We start from the raw sequence: 18,744 nt of genomic DNA, 5'->3' as shown, positions 1-18,744 counted from the left end.
ACCCGCACAGCCGGATCCGCTTCGTCACCCCATCAGAGCGCCATGGAGGGAAAGATCATCAGATCCTGGCACTGCGCCATGAGCTGTATGAGCGGGAGCGCCGGAAAAGACCTGAACGGTGGTCAGGGCAAACACGTAACTGGGAACCGGTAGGAACGGTGTTGCTGAATCCGGATCGGGAACAGCAGACCGAACAAAAAGCGGCATAGCAGAACGGTTGACGCGACAACTACCTTGAAAAACGCCGGTGGTGGGGCAAGAGCCCTTTGGTTACTTTGGGGCTCTTTTCCAAAGTGACCCGCTGTCAGAGCGGAACCCTAAGTGGCCGTTACCGCAGGAATGGATATGTACCCGGTATAGCTGTGTCGCCTGTCAGGCCGCCTTCGCGAGCAAGCCCGCTCCCACAGTTTGATTGCGGGGTGTCAGGTAGATTGGCATCGGCTGGCAGGCCGTCATCGCAGGCAAGCCAGCTCCCACATTTGGATCGCGGTGCGTCAGCTCGATCAGCGTCGGCTGTCAGTCCGTCACGGGAGCAAGCTCCCTCGCCACAGGTCCAGCGTCGCCCCAAAGTTGTGTAGATACCTATGCTCATCGGGGGCAAGCCCCCTCCCACATTGGTACTCGGTGCAGCCAGGATTATTGAGCCGGCCGCAACAGCTGCATTTGCTGGCGATAGTCATCCGTCACCTGCCGCGCCTGGCTGCTGCTGGTAATCACCCGGGGCGTGATCAACACGATCAGCTCCGTACGGTCCTTGGACTTGCTGGTATTGCCAAACAACCAGCGCAACCCCGGGATCTTGCCCAGGTAAGGCACGGCACTGACACTCTCAGCGTTGTCTTGCTTGATCAACCCGCCAAGCAACACCGTCTGCCCACTCTGCACCGCCACCTGGGTGGACACCGAGCGTGTGGAGATCCGCGGATTCACCGGTGTGTCGCTATTACCCACCTGATTCTCGGCATCGCTGACCTGCTGCTGGATGTCCATGTACACCAGGCCGCCTGGATTAATGCGCGGCACCACGTCCAGAATCACCCCGGTCTGCACATATTCGACGCTGCTCAGGGTGGTGTCGGCGTCACCGGTGTTGACGGTGGTCTGGCTGATGGGAATGTTGTCGCCCACCTGGATCTGCGCCGGCTGGTTGTTCATCACCACCAGCGACGGCGCCGACAGCACCTGGGTGCGACCGTTGGTTTCCAGGGCGTGCAGGGCCACTTGCAGGTTGGAGCTGACGAAGGAGTAGAACAACGAATCCGCCGCCCCCAGCCCTGCCCCGCCACCGCCCAGTGCGCCCTGGCTGCCGGAGGCATTGGCCACCGTGGTGCTGGTGGAATTGCCGGCCAGGCGGCCGAGGTACCACTGCACGCCCAGGTCCAGTTCACCGGTGAGCTTGACCTCGAGGATGCGGGTCTCGATCTGTACTTGCAGCGGTGGGTTGTCCAGGCGCTTGATCGCCGCTTCGATCTCCTTCCACTGCGCCGGGCGGGTGCGCACCAGCAGTTGGTTGCTGCTCTTTTGCGCGGTGATGCGGGTGCCGGCCTCGAGGTCGCTGGTGGGGGCCGCCGGGGTGTTCTCGCCGCTCTGCGGCTCGGGTTCCTCGGGGGCTGGCACAGGGGTGTTGGCTTGCAAACCGGCGCTGGTGGACGACGACAATGTAGTCGTACGCAAGCCCGGGGCGACCTTGGCGGGTGTGTCGTCCTTGATCGCGCCGTTGCCGTAGATCTGCCGCAGGTATTTGGCCAGGTCGGCGGCCTTCATATTGCGCACGTCGTACACATACATCTGCGGTTCGTTGCCGCCGCCCTCGTCGATGGTGCGAATCCAGTCGCCCACCTCGCTGAGGTACTCGGGCTGGGAAGAGATCGCCACCACCGAATTGGTGCGTTCGACCGGCAGGAAGCGCAGCATGCCCGCCAGGGGCGTGCCGCTGTCGGCGCCGAACATGGCTTGCAGCTCGGGCATCAGTTCGGCCACCGAGGCGCGTTGCAGGCCGAATACTGCCACCGACATGCCCTTGAGCCAGTCCACATCGAAGGTGTCGATGGTGTCCTGGTAGTTGGCCAACTCTTCCGGGGTGCCGGCCAGGCTCAGGACATTGCGTGCCGGGTCGACCAACAGAAATGCATTCTCTCGGGCAAACGGCTTGAGCAGTTTCTGCATCTCGGTGGCGGAGATATAGCGCAGCGGGAACAGCCGCGCCGAGAGGCCGCTGGACGGTTGCGCCACGCGCATCTGCGGCACCAGCTTGCCCGCCACCGCCTGGTTGGCCGGCAGGATCACGTAGCGGTTGCCCTGCTTGATCATGGCGTTGTCGGTCCACGACAGCAGCGTCTCGAGAATCGACAGCGCCTGCTGCTTGTCCACCGGTTTGGAGGTAGAGAAGCTGACATTGCCCTTCACCCCCTCGGCGATGCTGTAGTTCTCATGCAGCAGGTCGCCCATCACGCTGTTGATCACCGCCTCGATGGGCTGGTCGGCGAAGTTGAACACGATGTCGCCGCCCTGCTCCGGCACTTTCACGGGCGCGGTGGGCTGGCGCACGAAGCCTTGATTGCCGCGAATCAACTGGCGTTGCGGCGGTGTCGGGGCGGTCGGCTGCGGGCTTTTTTCAGTCACGGGCAACTCGGGCGGCGGGCGTTGCGAGCCGGTGCCCTGCAGTGCTTCGTGCAGCAGGTCGGCGTCCGGGTCGAGGGTGGCGGGCAACGATCCACAGCCGCCCAGGGAGACGGCAGTGGCCAGGCAAAACAGCGAAGTGCGCATATCGATCAAGGGAGGGGCTCGCGGGGATGGGAAATAAGGGGTAACCGCTTGCCGTAGAGGCTCAGGGTCTGGGTGCGCCCGTCCAGGGCGAAACGGGCGTATTGCGGGGTCAGGTGTTCCAGGCGCCAACCATTGGGCAGGGTCTGGCCCAGGCGTACCGTCAGCGCCGGGCCATCGGCTTGCTTGAGCATGGCCATTTGCAGGTTGCCGGTGATCATGATGCCGCTGAGGGTCAGGTTGGCCAGGCTGGCCACCCGCACCTTGCCTACCACCCGGTCCGGGTGGCGGTCCGGGCTGAACAGCGGTGCTTGCCAGGTGGCAGCCAGATCCTGCAACACCAGCGCAGGAGCGGCTTGCACACTGACGGAGGGCTGCGCAGGCACCGGCGCTGCGGGCAGCCACCGCGGTTCATCGCCGATGCTGCTGAGGATCACCGCCATCAACAGGCCTAATAAGCCGGCCAGGCCCAGCAAGCTCCATTCCAATGGGCGCAGTGAGCCGATCATGGCGCCACCCGCGCAGGTTGCAGGTAACCACGCACCAGCAACTGCACCGCCAGCTTGCCCGCCCCACCAGTGGCCGGCGCCTGTTTGCTGCGGCGGATGCGCAGCTCATCGACAAACAGAAACGGCGGCTGATATTCCAGCGCATGCAGGATCGCGGTCAGCGGTTCGATGGCGCAGTTGAGCGTGAGGCTGACCTTGACCTGGCGGTAAGGCTCGCTGTCGTCCTGTTCTGTGGTGATGGGTTTGCGCTGGGTGAGGGTGCAGCCGCCGCCAAGGTTGGCGTGGCTGTTGATCAAGTCGGCGAGGCGCTGCATCAGGTCGGCAGCGACCACGTCGGGATCATCGCCGGGCAACAGGCTGGCGCTGCTGGCCGGGTCTTGCCGCGCGCGCTCAAGCTGCTCGCGCAATGCATCGCCCTGGCGCAATACGCTGGCGTAACGTTGCTGCTGTTCACGCAACTGCTGGGCTTGTTCGCCCATGGCCCGCAGCGGCCCGGCAAACCAGCTGTCGATCAACAGCCAGTAGGCCGCACCGAGCACCACGGCGAGAATCAACAAGGCCCCGCCGCGACGTTCACGGGGCGTGAGGGGTCGGCGCATCGGCGGCCTCCTGGCGTAAGTGGGCGCGCAAGGCAAACTGGTCCTTGCCGGTGCGCGCATCGGGTTGGATCACGCCTTCGAACTGGGCATTTTCCAGGCGCCGGCAGCCTTTGATGCGGGTGATCAGGCCGCTGGCCTTGGCACTCTGGCCAGAGAACGTCACCTCGCCCTCCTTGACGGCCAACTGATCAAGCCAAGTGTCGGCGGGCAGGCAGGTGGTCAAGTCGTTCAGCAGTGCGGCAAGGGGCGGTTGTGCCCGTTTGCGCTGGGTGAGGTACTGTGCTGCGCCGCGGGTATTGAGCAGTTGCTGGCGTACTGCGTGCACCTGGGCGACCTGGGCTTTTTGCTGCTGTACCGTGGCGTGCATGGTGTCGAGTACGCGCTGGCGGTCGTTAAGCCACAGCAGCATCGCGGCGATCAGCAAGGCGCCGCATAACCACGGCAAGCTGCGCTGCAACTGCTTTCCAGCTGGCCGTTGGCGCGGGCGTAGCGGCGCGGGCAGCAGGTCGATGCCCAGGCCCGCCACGTCCACGCGGTGCGGATGCAAGCCAAGGGCGGCGCAGTCGCTGAGCATCTGGTCCAGGCGCTCGCGCAGGATCGCCACCAGTGTTACCTCAAGGTGACTGGATGTGCGCCGCTCCTGGCGAGCCACGAAGTACAGCTGCTCCGCGTCGAACGGGGTGTAGCGGTCCAGTTCATAGCCGACTACCTCCGTGAGGTTGCGCGCAGCAGCCAGGGGCAATTGCACGCGTTGCTGCAACACTGCGTCGGGAGCGAGCATCAGCACCTGGCGTGTATTGCCCGGCGCAACCGGCATCGTCAGCGGCCAATGATGGACCTGCTCAGGTGGCTCCTGCAGGGCCAGCCACTTCGGCACACAGGCGCGCAACTCCGTGAGCCACAGGCGCCAGCCTTGTTGCAACAGGCTGCCGCGCCACTGCCTGGCGATAGGTTCGAGTCGATTCATTCTTGCCACCGCACGACCCGATAGGGCTGTGCGCTGTCCTCCGCGGGGCTCAATAAGACGGTGAGTTGCAGGCGCGCCTGATAGCCGCCGGGGCGTTCGGCGCGGCTGTCGATTTCCAGCACCTGGCCAGGGTCGACGCCCTCGGCGTTTTGGCGCGGCAGGTTCAGTGCCTTGCGCATCAAAGCGCTGGCGAATGCCGGATCGGGTCGGTCCAGGTCGCTCCACAGGGTGAGCTCCGGCAACAGTTGGCTGTAGAGCGCCTGGGTCATACCGGGCAGTTGACGCACTTCTTCCAACACCCGAAACGGTGCCAGGCCCCGTTCACGACGTGCCTCGAGGGCCTTGACCAGTTGCTGGGCCTGGGCCGGTGTGGCACCGCAGGCCAGGGCCAGGCGCAGCAGGTCATCGGTATGGGCGTTGACCAGGTACAGCTTGCCGCGCTCACTGCGCAGGCGCACCTGTAAGCGGGCATCATCGAAGGTCAGCGCGATAGCACGACCATCCGCCACCCAATGCCCATCAGCCATGACCTGGGCGATCCCGGCTTCGGCGGCCAAGAGTGCCTGGGTGTGCTGGCGATGCCACAGCGCCTGGCGACTTTCCAGCTGTACCCAACCCGCCAGACCGCCAAGCAACACGCTGAGCAAGGCCAGCACCCACAGCACCAGCAACAGCGCCGCACCGCGTTGGCGCCTCATTCCTCAATACTCGCGCTGGACAGATTCAGGCGCAGGGCAATCACCTGGGTCACCCAAGGCACCGGCCCGTTGACGCTGGCGTCGATGCGCACCGCAGCGGGCAAGCGCCTGGGCCAGGGCCAGGTGCTCAACCAGCCGGAGGGCTGCCCCAATGGCGAGACACCACGAAAACTGAATCGCAGCGCCTCGACGTTATGCAGCAGCACCTGCGGCTCATCGCGCTGGGCGTTGGTGTGAGACTCCAACTGCGAGAACGCGACCTGCAGATCCTGCTCGACCCGTTGCAGGGTAAAGCGCTGGATGCCACCGCCGAGCACACCGGGCAAGGTCGACACAAACTGCAAGCGCTCTGGCGTCGCGATAAAAAACCCATCGGCCTGGCTGTCGTCCTCAGTCACATCCAACGGCAGCGCCTCGCTGATGGCGGTGCGCAAGAACTGTTGGGCGGCGCGCATTTCATCCAGGCTGGCGGTGTAGCCCTGGGCCTTGGCCACCGCCCGGTTGGCCCCGAGCAACGCGCCGCCCACCAGCAGTACCAACACCGAAAGCAGACTGAGCACCACTAGGATCTCCAGCAAGGTGAAGCCCTGCTCGCGGCGCTTCACAGGCGCGCCTTCAAGGTGCTGAAACGGGCCTGGTGCGAGCCTTCGCGCAGGCTCAGGTCGAGGCGAAACAGATGGGGCTGTTGTCGAGTGCTGGTCAACTGCCAATGGATGCCATCGAGTTCGCCCTGGCGGGTGCCCTCGGTCAACGGGCCGGCCGCTTCCTGGTCGAGCACGGTGAGCGCGGCATGGGTGAGCCGGTCGCTGTGGGCCACTTGCGACAACGAGCGCGCACTCTGGCCGAAGGCAACCAGCAACACACTGCTGCACACCGCCATCAACGTCAGGGCGGCGAGCATTTCCAGCAAGGTGAAGCCGGCCTGGTGCTTCATGGCAGCGCCTTGGACTGCACGCTGCCCGTGAGCCAGCCAATGTCGATACGCCAACGCCGCGTGCCGTTGGCCAGCAACAGGTTGCCGCCGGTGGAACTGCCATCGGGATAGAACACCACAGCGGCGCCCGCCTGCTCGGCACTGTGCAACGTCACCTGCAACTGGGCAGGCCAGTGTTGCGGCGCACGCCCTGGGGCCTGGAAGCTCAGGCCCTGGAGATCGAACTCGGTGCGTGCCGCCTGGCCGCTGATAATCGCCCCTGCCCGCGTGGTGCGCAGCGCCTCGACCATCTGCCCGACCACCCGGCGCTCCTGGGCCACCTGCAGCCCCTGGCGCACCCCGAACGCCAGCAACCCGGCCGCGATGCCGATCAATACAAGCACCACCAGCATCTCCAGCAGGGTAAAGCCGCGCTGGGCCATGGGCGGGTTATTCCCAGTTGCCCAGGTCGGCACTGTAGCCCTCGCCGCCGGGCTGGCCGTCCTGGCCGTAGAAGATCAGGTCGAAGGCGCCGTGCTCACCGGGGAAGCGATAGCCGAAGCCATGGCCGAACGGGTCTTTCAATTCCGAAGGCTTGGCGTAGGGGCCAGCCCAGCTGGACGCATTGGCCGGTTTGTCCAGCAGCTGTTGCAGGCTGTTGGGCGGCGCGCCCACGTCCAGGGCGTAGCTGTCGATCTTCATGCTCAAGCTGGCCAGTTGCGCCTTGCCCGCGCCGTATTTGCCCTTATCCACATTGCCGCCGACCTGGCGCACCACAATGGTCGCGACGATACCCAGCAGCACGATCACCGCGAGCATTTCCAATAGGGTGAAGCCGCGTTGGCGATACCTGGTTTTCATTGATTCAGCTCCATGAAGGTTCATATATGGCTGGTAAGGCTCATCAGCGGCAGCATGATCGCGAGCATGATCACCGCCACCAGCACGGCCATGACCACGGTCAGGGTCGGCACCAGCGCCGCGAGCAGACGCTCGATTGCGCGTTTGGCCTCGATGTCGAAAATGTCGGCGACCTTGAGCAGCATGCTGGGCAGCTCACCGGCTTGTTCGCCGACCTCGATCATTTGCAGGGCCAACTCCGGTAGCAGCGGCTGGCGACCAAAGGCGTCGGCCAGGGTGCCACCGCCCTTGACCCGTTGCGCCGCCAGCGCCACTTGCGCCTGCAGCGCACGGTTGCTGCAGACCTGACGGGCGATGACCAACGCCGGCAGCAACGCCACGCCATTGCAGAGCAAGGTGCCGAGGGTGCGGGTCAGGCGGGCGGCTTGGACCCGCTGCAGCAGCGGGCCGATCACGCGGATGCCCAGCAGTCGACGATCGCAATGCTCACGACGGCCGGGGTCGCGCAGACGCGTCACCAGGATCCCCGCACTGATCAATACCCCGGCCAACAGCACCAGGCCATAGGCCCCCAGAAACTCGCCAAGCCCCAGGATCACTTGGGTGATCAGCGGAATCGGCACGCCCAGGTCCTGGAAGATCGGCACGAATTGCGGCACCACATAAGCCAGCAACAGCGCCAGCGAACCCAGCACGCCGATCACCAGGAACGCCGGGTAGATCAGTGCGTTGATCACCTCGCCACGCAGTAACTGGCTGCGTTCCAGATAATCGCTGAGCTGGCGCAGGGTCGCTTCCAGCGCTCCGCCGGCTTCACCGGCGCGCACCATGCTCAGGTACAGCGGGGAAAACGTACCGCCCTCCTCCTCCAACGCGACCGACAACGGCTTGCCGGCCTTGACCTGCTCGCGGATACGTTCGATCAATGCCCGCACCTGGGGTTGGCCAGGTTGCTTGAGCAGCAGGCCCAGCGAGCGCTCAAGGGGCTGGCCGGCGCCGAGCAATGTGGCCAGCTGCTGGGTGAAACTCACCAGCGCGGCGCCTTTTAACTGCCCGCGCGTCTTATGCAACAAGGGGCTGCCCGCCGTTTCGAGGTGCAGCAGCAACCAGCCACGTTTGTGCACGGCGGCGACGGCGGCGGCCTGGTCAGCGGCGTGCAGCGTACCGCTCTGGGCGACGCCCTGGCTGTCCAGGGCGCGGAATTTGAACAGGCTCACGCGTCCTCCCCACGGGTCACGCGCAGCACTTCTTCCAGGGACGTGACGCCCGCCAGCGCCTGACGCAAACCGTCTTCATACAAGGTGTGCAAACCGCCGCGGCGGGCCGCCTGCTCAAGGGTGGCGGCGTCGGCGTGACGCATCAGCAGGCTGCGCAATTCGTCGTTCATCACCAGCAATTCGGTGAGCGCACTACGGCCGTGGTAATCGCCGCGGTAGAGCAGGATCGGACGCTGCTCGGTCAATCGATCCAGGCCATGTGCCTGGATCAATGCCGGCGGCGCTTCGAAGGCTACCCGCGTGGCCGGGTCCAGGCGCCGCACCAGGCGCTGGGCGAGAATGCCGCTGACGGTGGAGGCAATCAGGTAGCTCTCCACGCCCATGTCGAGCAAGCGCGTGATACTCGCGGCAGCGCTGTTGGTGTGCAAGGTTGACAGGACCAGGTGCCCGGTGAGGGAGGACTGCACGGCGATGCGGCAGGTTTCCAGGTCGCGGATTTCGCCGATCATGATCACATCCGGGTTTTGGCGCACGATGGCGCGCAGCACTGCGGCAAAGTCCAGGCCGATGGCCGGCTTGACCTGGATCTGGTTGATCCCTTCGAGCTGGTATTCCACCGGGTCTTCCACGGTGATGATCTTGCGTTCGCTGGTATTGAGCCGCGACAAGGCGGTGTAGAGCGTGGTGGTTTTGCCCGAGCCGGTGGGCCCGGTCACCAGCAGGATGCCGTGGGGCCGTTCGAGCAGGTCGAGGAAGGCCGCCAGGCGCTGGCCGTCGAAGCCCAGGCTGGGGAAGTCGAACTGCACGGTTTGCCGGTCCAACAGGCGCATCACTACCGACTCGCCAAAACTAGTGGGCACCGTGGACACGCGCAGGTCCAGTTCCTTGCCCTGGATGCGCAGCATGATGCGCCCGTCCTGCGGCAGGCGCCGTTCGGCAATGTCCAGGCGCGCCATGATTTTCACCCGCGAGATCACCGCCGCCGATGAACTGGCGGGCGGCGCTTCGGCCTCGTGCAGCACGCCGTCGATGCGATAGCGCACCTTGAACTGGTTTTCGAAGGGCTCGATATGGATGTCCGACGCGCGCTGTTCCACCGCACGTTGCAGGATCAGGTTGACCAGGCGAATCACCGGTGCTTCGGACGCCATGTCCTTGAGGTGCTCGATGTCTTCATGGGCGCCGTCCTGCTCGTCGAGGTTCTCGATCAGGGTGCCCATGGCGGAACGGCCCTGGCCGTAATAGCGCTCGATCAGTGTGTCGACTTCATTGCGCGGGCCGATGGCCAGCCACACCGGCACCTGACAGGCATAGGCCAGGGCCTGGAACGGATACAGCTGCGCCGGGTTGGCGGCCAGTACGCGCAGTCCTCCTTCGCTCCAGCCCATGGGCACCACTTGGTAATGCCGCATAAAGCGCTCGGTCAAGACCGGCAGCGGGTCGAGCAGCGGCGGCGCGGCGTCGGCCAGCAGCAAGGGCGCATCCAGCAGATCGGCCCAGGCACGCGCCAGCTCGACCTCGGACACCAAGCCCAGGCGCGTCAGTAACCCCAGCAGGTCGCGGGGGTCAGTGGACAAGCGCTGGGCGCGCTCCAGGTCGAGGGATTTGAGCCCGGCATGCTGCATCAGCCACGCGCACACCTGGTAGGTGCGCGGGATAGGCAGCTTGCAAGCATCAATGGGGGCTGACGACATCATCCAGGAATATCTAAGGTTGCGAAAAGTATGGCTATTTGAACTACCGAACAATGCCATTAGTTCGCCACAGCCCATAAGGGAGTTAGCCGGGGGTATCGACTGGAAGTTATAGCGCTAGTTCCGGCTCACAGGGGAATTAAATACAAAACATTGCCAAATGCACTGATATAGAGCGTTAGCAGCCAATAGCCACTAGTTGCAATTAGCCATACTTCTTATTAATTCAAGCACTTTCCCGTTCAATTAACCGGCAATGCAAGAAGATTGCGTCGGGCCTGCTGGCTTGGCCCATCAGCGCATGGGTATCTACACAACTTCAGGTGCGCCGCAGGCCCCTGTGGGAGGGGCGGTGCGACGATTCGACTTGCTCCCGATGGCGGCCTGGCAGCCCACCAGGATGTTGGAGTTTGATCGAGTACATATCCGTTATTCAGGTAACGGCTACTTAGGGTTCCGGCGGGTCACTTTGCAAAACCGGCAAAGTAACCAAAACCGGCGTTTTTCAAGGTAGTTGTCGCGTCAACCGTTCTGCTATGCCGCTTTTTGTTCGGTCTGCTGTTCCCGATCTGGATTCAGCAGCACCGTTCCTACCGGTTCCCAGTTACGTGTTTGTCCTGACCACCGTTCAGGTCTTTTCCGGCGCTCCCGCTCATACAGCTCATGGCGCAGTGCCAGGATCTGATGATCTTTCCCTCCATGGCGCTCTGATGGGGTGACGAAGCGGATCCGGCTGTGCCGGTGTTCGCTGTTGTACCACCGCATAAAATCCCTCACCCAAGTCCGCGCAGCGTCCAAGCTGGCGAAGCCTTCCAAGGGCCATTGCGGGCAGTACTTCAGTGTCCTAAACAGTGATTCCGAGTACGGGTTGTCATTGCTTACGCGTGGACGACCGCGAGAAGGCGTGATGCCAAGCTCATACATTTTGCTTAACAGCGTCACCGATTTCATTGGCGCTCCGTTATCAGAGTGCAACACCAAGGGCTCACGCAGGCACTTCTCGTTGATCACGCTGCGTTGCAACAGCGCAGCAGCCTTTTCACCACTTTCTTCATCATAAACTTCCCAACCTACCGCCTTGCGGCTGTAAATATCTTCGATCAAATACAGGTAAAAATACTTACCGCGTATGGGCGAGGGAAGATACGTGATGTCCCACGACCACACCTGGTTAGGCTTCTGAGCCGCGTGCGTTGTCGGCATTACAATGCGCCGAGGCCGTCGGCTACGACCTCTGTGGTGTTGTTGGCCGGCTGCTCGCAAGATGCGATAAAACGTAGCTTCCGATGCCAGATACCGCGCTTCGTCTGCCAGGCGCGGAACGATCTGGCTGGGCGGTAAATGGGCGTATATCGGGCTGTTGCACAGGGTTACGATGGCTTGTCGTTCAATTTCACTCAGCGCATTTCGCGGCTTGGGCCGCAAGGTGGTGGTGCGCGCATCGGCCTGTAACTCTGGCGCCTGAGTCCAGCGCTGCAAGGTTCGCAGCGACAGTCCAACCTCTTGGCAAGCGCGTAATTTTCGGGCGCCTGCGACGATGGCTTCAATCAACCAGCCCACCAACAACTGCCGTTCCGGCAAAGAAGTCAGTTGTCCTCGCCGTCGGTCCCCCAGTAATCGTTGAGCTTTTTTCGCAGCACTAACAACGCTGCGGTTTCGGCCAACGCAGCGTCTTTACGGCGCAGATCGCGCTCCAGCTCCAGGATGCGTTTCTTGTCTTTACGCGTCTGCTCATGGTCAGCCATTTTTTGGATCTGCACCGCCTCTTGACCGCTGATACAGGCTTGACGCCAAGCATTGATCTGCTCGGGGTAAAGGCCGTTTCGACGACAGTACTCACCTAATTCAAGTTGCGTCAGGCTGGCTGTTTCAATGACAGCGGTCAACCGGGCCTCAGCAGACCATTTATCAGAAAGCGATATATCTTCTGGCACTTTGCTTCCTTGGACACTGGCCATCTTGCGCCAGGTATACAGCGATACATCGCTGACCCCTTCACGGCGACAAACTTCGGCTACCGTCAGGTTCAGCGGGGGAAGCAACATCTTAAGCAATGTGGCTTTACGTTCGGGTGAATAGTACGTCACAACCTGTCTCTTTCCGCCCTCGGTATGCTTTTTGGGGGTAAATCAGAAGAGGCGACAACTATCCTGACACCGGGGGAAACGCTCTTGCCCCACCACTCGGCACCTCGCTTGGGCTCGGTGTGCCCGCTTCGAAGGGGGCGCGGTCGGCATCCGGGACACTTGACCCTCAAGAACACGAGCCCTGATGCCGAACTCGTCCCGCGCGCGCCGAGCAAAGGTGGCCCGGGCGACTATTGTTTTGTCGCCAAGACAAAACGGTGCACGAGGCCACCAACCACTGCGCCAAGCAAAGGCATCACCCAGAACACCCACAACTGTGCCATTGCCCAATCGCCTTGGAACAGCGCCACACCTGTACTGCGCGCCGGGTTAACAGACGTGTTGCTTACCGGAATACTGATCAGGTGAATCAAGACCAGGGCAAACCCGATGGCCAGCGGCGCAAAATCCGCCGGCGCCTTTTTATCGGTGACGCCCAGGATGATCAGCAGGAAAAACGCCGTGAGCACACACTCGGTGACCGCTACCGACAGCAACGAGAAGCCCCCGGGTGAATGCTCGCCATAACCATTGGTGGCAAACCCCGCCGTTACATCAAACCCGGCCTTGCCGCTGGCGATCAGGTACAACACCCCGGCCGCCGCAATCGCGCCTAGAACCTGAGTGAGGATATAGGGCACCACATCCTTGCCATCGATACGCCCAGCGACGAGCAAACCCAAGGTGACCGCCGGATTGAAATGCCCGCCGCAAATATGGCCGACGGCGTAGGCCATGGTTAATACCGTCAAGCCAAATGCCAATGCCACGCCTACAAAACCAATGCCCAACTCAGGAAATGCGGCAGCCAACACGGCACTGCCGCAACCACCCAGTACCAACCAGAATGTACCGAAGAACTCGGCGGCGAGACGTTTTGTCATCAGGAAACTCCTTGAAGTAGGTCAAAGAGTTGGAGCCTAACAACCGGGTATGGGGGTTGGATGTGGGAAATTTCCTTGGCGCATGTCTATGCGGTTTCCAGCGCCACTGAGGTGCTTGCCGCTTTCGGCGCCCTGCCGAGCATAGACACCGGGATAGCCAGGATCAGCCCGCCACTGACGAACAGACACAGAGCCAACACATAGGTGCCATTGTTGATGTTGCCGGTGAGGTTCTCAGCCACCGCAGTGATCATCGCCCCGGTGAACCCCGACAGGTTGCCGATGGCGTTGATCATGCCGATGCCGGCTGCAGCCGCTACGCCTGACAACAAGGTCCCCGGCAGGGTCCAGAAAATCGGCATCAGGCTGAGAATCCCGGAGGCGGCAACGCTCAGGAAGAGTACGGACAACACCAGATTGTCGGCGAAGAAGGCGCTGAAGATCAAGCCGACCCCACCGATAAAGGCAGGTATGGCCGCGTGCAGGCGCCGCTCGCCGGTGCGGTTGGAGTGTCGAGCGTTGAGCAGCATCACCACCGTGGCGACTGCATAGGGTATGGCGGTCAGGAAGCCAATGTGCAAACTGTTGGTGATACCGCTGCTCTTGATAATCGAGGGCATCCAGAACGCCAGGCCGTAGAAGCCGGTGTTGAAGGTCAGCAAAATCAACACCAGCAACCACACCTTCGGATTGAAGAACACCTCGCTCAAGCGCGTCGCCTTGCCGTGGTTATCGGTTTGCAGGTTGGCCTTGAGCAGGGCTTTTTCCGCCGCTGAAAGCCACTTGGCCTTGTCGATGTTGTCGGCCAGGCAAACGATCACGATGAAGGCCATGATGATCGACGGAAGCCCCTCGATGATCAGCATCCACTGCCAGCCCGACAGGCCGTGCACGCCCTGCATGCTGTTCATCAGCCAACCGGACAACATGCCGCCCAGTGTCAGGCTGATCGGCATGGCCATCAGGAAGCCGGACATCACGCGGCTTTGCCGGTGCGTTGGAAACCAATAGTTGAGGTACAGAATCACGCCGGGGAAGAAACCGGCTTCGCACACCCCAAGCAGGAAGCGCAGCACATAAAACATGCTGCTTGACTGGATACCGAAGAACCCCGCCAGCGGCACGGTGTAGGCCACCGCCATGGAGATCACTGCCCAACTGAGCATGATCCGGGCGATCCAGAATCGCGCCCCGAAGCGATGCAGCAGCAGATTGCTGGGGACTTCGAAGAGGAAATACCCCCAGAAAAACATACTGGCGCCCAGCGCATAGACCGTATTGCTGAACTGCAGCTCATTGAGCATATCCAGTTTGGCAAAGCCGATGTTGACCCGGTCCAGGTAGGCTGCCATGTAACACAAGAGCAGCACGGGAAGGATGCGCCAGATGACTTTGCGATAGGTCTGGTTTTCAAAGTCGAGTTCGCGAGATGACGCCTGCGCGGGCGAATGCTCGGATATGGTTTGCATGAGGTAACCCCTGGGCATATGGATATGCCTGATTATTTTTATCGAATGGGTCAAGCCGAATGAGCACTCATCCGGCAGTGCTGCCGTTGTTACAGTGGCTGGGCCGTGTGTTCTCCGTTGACCAGGCGCATCAGCCCCAAGGGATTGCTGTTCTTCAAGGCATCGGGAAGCAAGCCATCGGGGAAGTTCTGGTAGCACACCGGCCGCTGGAACCGATCGATGGCCAAGGTGCCTACCGAGGTGCCACGGGCATCGGACGTCGCTGGCCAAGGCCCGCCATGGACCATGGCATCGCAGACCTCTACCCCGGTCGGGTAACCGTTGATCAGCACTCGCCCGACTTTTTGCTCAAGCACGGCCACAAGGTCAGCACACTGCTCAAGTTCAGCCGGCTCACCGATCAGGGTGGCTGTCAGTTGGCCGCGCAAACCCTGCAACGCCGCCAGCAGCTCGGCCCGATCAGCCACTTCCACTACCACCGTGGCCGGACCGAAGATTTCTTCCTGCAGCAAGACGCTGCCAGTCAGAAGCAGCTCGACATCAGCCTGGAACAACTGCGCGCGGGCCTGATTACCCTGCGGTACGTGCCCGGCCAAATGGGTGATCTGCGGATGCTCCAGCAAGGCTTCACAGCCCTGGACATAGCTGCGCAGGCCATTGGCATTGAGCATGGTTTGCCCCGGCTGATCGGCCAGCAATGGACTGAGCGTTTGCACGAAGCGGCTGAATGCCGCTGAGCGAATGCCGATAACCAAGCCAGGATTGGTACAGAACTGCCCTGCCCCCATGACCACCGAAGCCGCCAGCTCGGTCGCGACACGCTCGCCCCGTACCTGCAAGGCTTCTGGCAATACCACTACCGGATTGATGCTGCTCATCTCGGCAAACACCGGGATCGGTTGCGGGCGCGCAGCCGCCATGTCACACAGCGCCCTGCCGCCCTTGAGTGAACCGGTGAAGCCGACGGCTTGAATCATGGGGTGCTTGACCAGGGTTTCTCCCACACCGGCACCGAAAACCATGTTGAACACGCCTCTGGGCATGTCGGTCTGCTCGGCGGCGCGGATAATGGCTTCGGCCACCCGTTCGGCGGTCGCCATGTGCCCGCTGTGGGCCTTGAACACGACCGGGCAGCCCGCGGCGAGCGCGGCAGCGGTATCGCCGCCTGCGGTGGAGAATGCCAGCGGAAAATTACTCGCGCCGAACACCGCTACCGGGCCGAGGCCCAAACGGCACTGGCGCAGATCGCTCCTGGGCAAGGGTTGGCGGGCGGGCAGCGGCAAGTCGATACGCGCTCCGTAAAAGCCACCGTGGCGCAGGGCCTTGGCGAACAGGCGCATCTGCCCACTGGTGCGGGATCGTTCACCCTGAATACGCGCCGCCGGCAACGCAGTCTCCTGACACACAAGGGCCACAAAGTCATCGCCCAAGGCGTCCAGTTCACTGGCTATGGCCTCCAGAAATTGCGCTCGGCGCACGGCCGACAGGTTGCGAAAGGCGGGATAAGCCTGGGCAGCCGCCACGGCAGCGGCATCCACTTCCTCGACCGTGGCCTGGACAAAACCTATGGGCAGGGGTTGCCCGGTTGTAGCATCAACGCTGTGCAGCAACACCGACCCGGCAGCGCTGCGGCCCCCGGCGATAAAGTTGTATCCGGACAGTTCGGGCATGAGAGTCTCCTGACCCAGATGGGAATCTGGTCGGTACTCTACTGCCGCCAAACGATTCTTTCCCAATGGCATTTGTTGATTATCCGATAACGATCCGTTATCACAGCAACCTTCATTTTTTCCCCTTAACCTGGCTGCCCCCTGGCCAGGCGTGCGTTTTCCTTGAGTATTTCGGCGAACTCCAGTGCCGCCCCTATCAGTTGTTCACCTTTGCGCGTGAGGATGCCGTAGTCCTGCGGCACCAAGTGCAGCGGGGTATCGAGCGTCTTCAATTGGCCGCTTTCGAGCAACGGGTTGACCATGGCGCTGGGCAGCATCCCGATCATCGGCCCGCGCTGCAAAACCTGAAGGAAGGTCTGCATGGAAATGGTGTCAATGGTGTTGCGTGGCATCCCGACACCGGCTTCGGCAAAGGCATGTTCCATGCGGCCACGAATCGGCGTGCCGACCGGATAGAGAATCCACGGCAAATCCACCAGTTGTTGCAACGAGAGCGGGCCGGCGTCCGCCAGCGGGTGACGACCGTTGACCACGATCGAGAACGGTTCGGGCGCCAAGGGCTCGAAGTCATAGCGTCGCTGCTGGCTTTGATCGGTAAACCGGGCCACCGCCAGATCCAGCTGCTTCTCTTCAAGCATCTCCATCAGGCGATTACTGGTCTGCTCCACTACTTCAATCGAAAGCAGCGGCCAGCGCTGTTTGATCTGCAGGACCGCGTCGGGCAAAGCCGCAGCCGTTGCGGCAAAAATCCCGCCGACCTTGAGGGAGCCATGACCGCCCTCCCGCAGGCTGCTGATTTGCTCGACAAACGAACGCGCGTCGTTCAAGGCAATCTGCGCATAACGCAGCACGTGCTCACCCAGGGCGGTCGGCGGCATGCTGCGCGGCAATCGTTCGAACAAGGCGAAGCCGAGCAGGCTTTCGATTTCCTTGAGCATCTTGCTGATGGCCGGCTGGCTGAGGTTCATCTGTTGCGCCGCCAGGTGCATGTTGCGCGTGCGTCCCAACGTATCGATCAACACAAGATGACGGAATTTCAGCCAGCCGCAGAAGCTGGAGAAGGACAGATCGGACATGGCTATTCCCTGGGCTACTAATAACCTGACGTTATCAAATACTGAATATATCTCATTGGAGTTTATCGACTCGCCGCCATAGCGTGAAGGCTTTACGAACCAGGAAAATTCGCCATGCCGTTATTGCTGACTCCCGAAAATACCCTGCCGGTCGATGGTATGGCCGCCACCCTGATCGGCCGCGCGTGGGTGCCAGGCAGTATCGCAGGCCCCTCGCCGATAGTGCTGCGCAGCGACGGTGTGTTTGATCTGTCGGAGCGTTTTTCGACCCTGAGCGACCTGCTGGAAACGCAATCTCCACTGGCGGCCGTGAGGCAGACGCCCGGCACCTTTATCGCCAGTGTCGAAGCGCTGCTCGCCAACACTGGCCCGGCTCCCGATCCGTCCAGACCCTACTTGCTGCCGCCCCTGGACTTGCAGGTGATCAAGGCCGCCGGGGTCACGTTCGCCGCCAGCATGATCGAGCGCGTGATCGAGGAGCAGGCCGGCGGTGACATGGCAAAAGCCGAGTCTGTGCGCGCCACCGTCCGCAGCGTAATTGGCGACAACCTGCGCTCGATCGTACCGGGCTCGGAGCAAGCCATGCGTCTCAAGGCCTTGCTGATCGAACGGGGGATGTGGTCGCAATACCTGGAAGTCGGCATTGGCCCGGATGCGGAGATCTTCACCAAGGCACCTATCCTCGCGGCGGTGGGAAGCGGTAGCCACATCGGCATTCATCCCGGCTCGCAGTGGAACAACCCGGAACCCGAAGTGGTGCTGGCGGTGAACAGCCGTGGCCAGATCCACGGTGCCACCCTGGGCAACGACGTCAACCTGCGCGATTTCGAAGGCCGCAGCGCGCTGTTGCTGAGCAAGGCCAAGGACAACAATGCCTCCTGCGCCATTGGGCCGTTTATCCGCCTGTTCGACGAACACTTCGGCCTGGATGATGTGCGGGCCTGCGTGGTCGATCTAGAGGTACAAGGCGAAGACGGTTATCGGCTGCAAGGCTCAAGCTCAATGAGTCAGATCAGCCGCGACCCACAGGACCTGGTGGGTCAGACGCTCAACACCAATCACCAATACCCCGATGGTTTTCTGCTGTTTCTCGGTACGCTGTTCGCCCCCACTGAAGACCGCGATCAGGCCGGCAGCGGTTTTACCCACAAGCTGGGCGACCGCGTCCGTATCAGCAGCCCGTTGCTCGGTAGCCTGCATAACCAGGTGACCCACAGCTGTGCCGCCACCCCCTGGACATTCGGGGTCGGCGCCTTGTTGCGCAATCTGGCGTCCCGTGGCCTGCTCGCCCGCTGAAT

General features: G+C 62.2%; 17 protein-coding genes and 1 pseudogene. 2 read left to right on the top strand and 16 right to left on the bottom strand.

What is annotated here, in order from left to right:
- A pseudogene (locus tag TU73_RS28695) lies at positions 1 to 209 on the top strand (IS3 family transposase); the annotation flags it as partial.
- A gap of 427 nt (positions 210 to 636) precedes the next feature.
- Here TU73_RS28695 and gspD read toward each other — a convergent pair.
- The 16 genes from gspD to TU73_RS24105 form a co-directional block, all read right to left on the bottom strand.
- A complete protein-coding gene (gene gspD, locus TU73_RS24185; protein ID WP_057014305.1) occupies positions 637 to 2,766 on the bottom strand; it encodes a type II secretion system secretin GspD in 2,130 nt (709 codons plus the stop codon).
- A 5-nt stretch (positions 2,767 to 2,771) separates the two neighbouring features.
- Positions 2,772 to 3,272 carry a hypothetical protein gene (locus TU73_RS24180; RefSeq protein WP_057014304.1) on the bottom strand — a complete coding sequence of 167 codons (501 nt, stop codon included), beginning with the start codon at positions 3,270 to 3,272 and terminating at the stop codon, positions 2,772 to 2,774.
- Positions 3,269 to 3,871, bottom strand: a complete 603-nt coding sequence (gene gspM, locus TU73_RS24175; RefSeq protein ID WP_057014303.1) for a type II secretion system protein GspM — start codon at positions 3,869 to 3,871, stop codon at positions 3,269 to 3,271. The genes TU73_RS24180 and gspM overlap by 4 nt, the downstream gene beginning before the upstream one ends.
- Positions 3,846 to 4,838, bottom strand: coding sequence for a PilN domain-containing protein (locus tag TU73_RS24170; protein WP_057014302.1), 993 nt, complete (start codon positions 4,836 to 4,838; stop codon positions 3,846 to 3,848). The genes gspM and TU73_RS24170 overlap by 26 nt, the downstream gene beginning before the upstream one ends.
- The gene (locus tag TU73_RS24165; RefSeq protein ID WP_057014301.1) at positions 4,835 to 5,536 is read right to left on the bottom strand and encodes a hypothetical protein; all 702 of its coding nucleotides are present in this window, start codon (positions 5,534 to 5,536) and stop codon (positions 4,835 to 4,837) included. The genes TU73_RS24170 and TU73_RS24165 overlap by 4 nt, the downstream gene beginning before the upstream one ends.
- A complete protein-coding gene (locus TU73_RS24160; protein ID WP_057014300.1) occupies positions 5,533 to 6,141 on the bottom strand; it encodes a prepilin-type N-terminal cleavage/methylation domain-containing protein in 609 nt (202 codons plus the stop codon). The genes TU73_RS24165 and TU73_RS24160 overlap by 4 nt, the downstream gene beginning before the upstream one ends.
- Entirely contained in the window at positions 6,138 to 6,470 is a 333-nt protein-coding gene (locus TU73_RS24155; protein WP_057014299.1) for a type II secretion system protein, read from the bottom strand. The genes TU73_RS24160 and TU73_RS24155 overlap by 4 nt, the downstream gene beginning before the upstream one ends.
- The gene (locus tag TU73_RS24150) at positions 6,467 to 6,892 is read right to left on the bottom strand and encodes a GspH/FimT family pseudopilin (protein WP_057014298.1); all 426 of its coding nucleotides are present in this window, start codon (positions 6,890 to 6,892) and stop codon (positions 6,467 to 6,469) included. Before TU73_RS24150 ends, TU73_RS24155 begins: the two co-directional genes overlap by 4 nt.
- A 7-nt stretch (positions 6,893 to 6,899) precedes the next feature.
- Positions 6,900 to 7,310, bottom strand: coding sequence for a type II secretion system major pseudopilin GspG (gene gspG, locus TU73_RS24145; protein ID WP_057014297.1), 411 nt, complete (start codon positions 7,308 to 7,310; stop codon positions 6,900 to 6,902).
- Between the two features lie 20 nt (positions 7,311 to 7,330).
- Positions 7,331 to 8,527, bottom strand: a complete 1,197-nt coding sequence (gene gspF, locus TU73_RS24140; protein ID WP_057014296.1) for a type II secretion system inner membrane protein GspF — start codon at positions 8,525 to 8,527, stop codon at positions 7,331 to 7,333.
- Positions 8,524 to 10,221, bottom strand: coding sequence for a type II secretion system ATPase GspE (gene gspE / locus TU73_RS24135; protein WP_057014309.1), 1,698 nt, complete (start codon positions 10,219 to 10,221; stop codon positions 8,524 to 8,526). Before gspE ends, gspF begins: the two co-directional genes overlap by 4 nt.
- 534 nt (positions 10,222 to 10,755) lie before the next feature.
- Positions 10,756 to 12,308, bottom strand: a protein-coding gene (locus TU73_RS28690) for an IS3 family transposase (RefSeq protein ID WP_156421252.1) whose coding sequence is annotated in 2 segments (ribosomal slippage) — positions 10,756 to 11,846 and positions 11,846 to 12,308 — 1,554 coding nt in all. Because the reading frame shifts where the segments join, the coding sequence is not laid out codon by codon here.
- A 230-nt stretch (positions 12,309 to 12,538) separates the two neighbouring features.
- Positions 12,539 to 13,231 carry an aquaporin Z gene (gene aqpZ, locus TU73_RS24120; RefSeq protein ID WP_057014294.1) on the bottom strand — a complete coding sequence of 231 codons (693 nt, stop codon included), beginning with the start codon at positions 13,229 to 13,231 and terminating at the stop codon, positions 12,539 to 12,541.
- Between the two features lie 86 nt (positions 13,232 to 13,317).
- The gene (locus TU73_RS24115) at positions 13,318 to 14,700 is read right to left on the bottom strand and encodes an MFS transporter (RefSeq protein ID WP_057014293.1); all 1,383 of its coding nucleotides are present in this window, start codon (positions 14,698 to 14,700) and stop codon (positions 13,318 to 13,320) included.
- 89 nt (positions 14,701 to 14,789) lie between these two features.
- Positions 14,790 to 16,370: an aldehyde dehydrogenase (NADP(+)) gene (locus tag TU73_RS24110; RefSeq protein WP_057014292.1), complete on the bottom strand. Its 1,581-nt coding sequence runs from the start codon at positions 16,368 to 16,370 to the stop codon at positions 14,790 to 14,792.
- Between the two features lie 125 nt (positions 16,371 to 16,495).
- A complete protein-coding gene (locus TU73_RS24105; RefSeq protein ID WP_057014291.1) occupies positions 16,496 to 17,446 on the bottom strand; it encodes a LysR family transcriptional regulator in 951 nt (316 codons plus the stop codon).
- 114 nt (positions 17,447 to 17,560) lie between these two features.
- On the opposite strand from TU73_RS24105, the gene TU73_RS24100 reads away from it, so the two are divergent.
- On the top strand, positions 17,561 to 18,742 hold the full coding sequence (locus tag TU73_RS24100) for a fumarylacetoacetate hydrolase family protein (RefSeq protein WP_057014290.1): 1,182 nt from the start codon (positions 17,561 to 17,563) through the stop codon (positions 18,740 to 18,742).
- The last annotated feature ends 2 nt before the right edge of the window (positions 18,743 to 18,744 follow it).

Source organism: Pseudomonas libanensis (assembly GCF_001439685.1).
Lineage (GTDB): Bacteria > Pseudomonadota > Gammaproteobacteria > Pseudomonadales > Pseudomonadaceae > Aquipseudomonas > Aquipseudomonas libanensis.
Note: the sequence above shows the minus strand (reverse complement) of the source record. Positions and strands in the feature narration are given on the sequence as shown.

Bases quoted from the DNA above. Each gene is read 5' to 3' on its own strand.
- gspD (WP_057014305.1), bottom strand. From the start codon at position 2,766: ATGCGCACTTCGCTGTTTTGCCTGGCCACTGCCGTCTCCCTGGGCGGC.
- TU73_RS24180 (WP_057014304.1), bottom strand. From the start codon at position 3,272: ATGATCGGCTCACTGCGCCCATTGGAATGGAGCTTGCTGGGCCTGGCC.
- gspM (WP_057014303.1), bottom strand. From the start codon at position 3,871: ATGCGCCGACCCCTCACGCCCCGTGAACGTCGCGGCGGGGCCTTGTTG.
- TU73_RS24170 (WP_057014302.1), bottom strand. From the start codon at position 4,838: ATGAATCGACTCGAACCTATCGCCAGGCAGTGGCGCGGCAGCCTGTTG.
- TU73_RS24165 (WP_057014301.1), bottom strand. From the start codon at position 5,536: ATGAGGCGCCAACGCGGTGCGGCGCTGTTGCTGGTGCTGTGGGTGCTG.
- TU73_RS24155 (WP_057014299.1), bottom strand. From the start codon at position 6,470: ATGAAGCACCAGGCCGGCTTCACCTTGCTGGAAATGCTCGCCGCCCTG.
- TU73_RS24150 (WP_057014298.1), bottom strand. From the start codon at position 6,892: ATGGCCCAGCGCGGCTTTACCCTGCTGGAGATGCTGGTGGTGCTTGTA.
- gspG (WP_057014297.1), bottom strand. From the start codon at position 7,310: ATGAAAACCAGGTATCGCCAACGCGGCTTCACCCTATTGGAAATGCTC.
- gspE (WP_057014309.1), bottom strand. From the start codon at position 10,221: ATGTCGTCAGCCCCCATTGATGCTTGCAAGCTGCCTATCCCGCGCACC.
- aqpZ (WP_057014294.1), bottom strand. From the start codon at position 13,231: ATGACAAAACGTCTCGCCGCCGAGTTCTTCGGTACATTCTGGTTGGTA.
- TU73_RS24115 (WP_057014293.1), bottom strand. From the start codon at position 14,700: ATGCAAACCATATCCGAGCATTCGCCCGCGCAGGCGTCATCTCGCGAA.
- TU73_RS24110 (WP_057014292.1), bottom strand. From the start codon at position 16,370: ATGCCCGAACTGTCCGGATACAACTTTATCGCCGGGGGCCGCAGCGCT.
- TU73_RS24105 (WP_057014291.1), bottom strand. From the start codon at position 17,446: ATGTCCGATCTGTCCTTCTCCAGCTTCTGCGGCTGGCTGAAATTCCGT.
- TU73_RS24100 (WP_057014290.1), top strand. From the start codon at position 17,561: ATGCCGTTATTGCTGACTCCCGAAAATACCCTGCCGGTCGATGGTATG.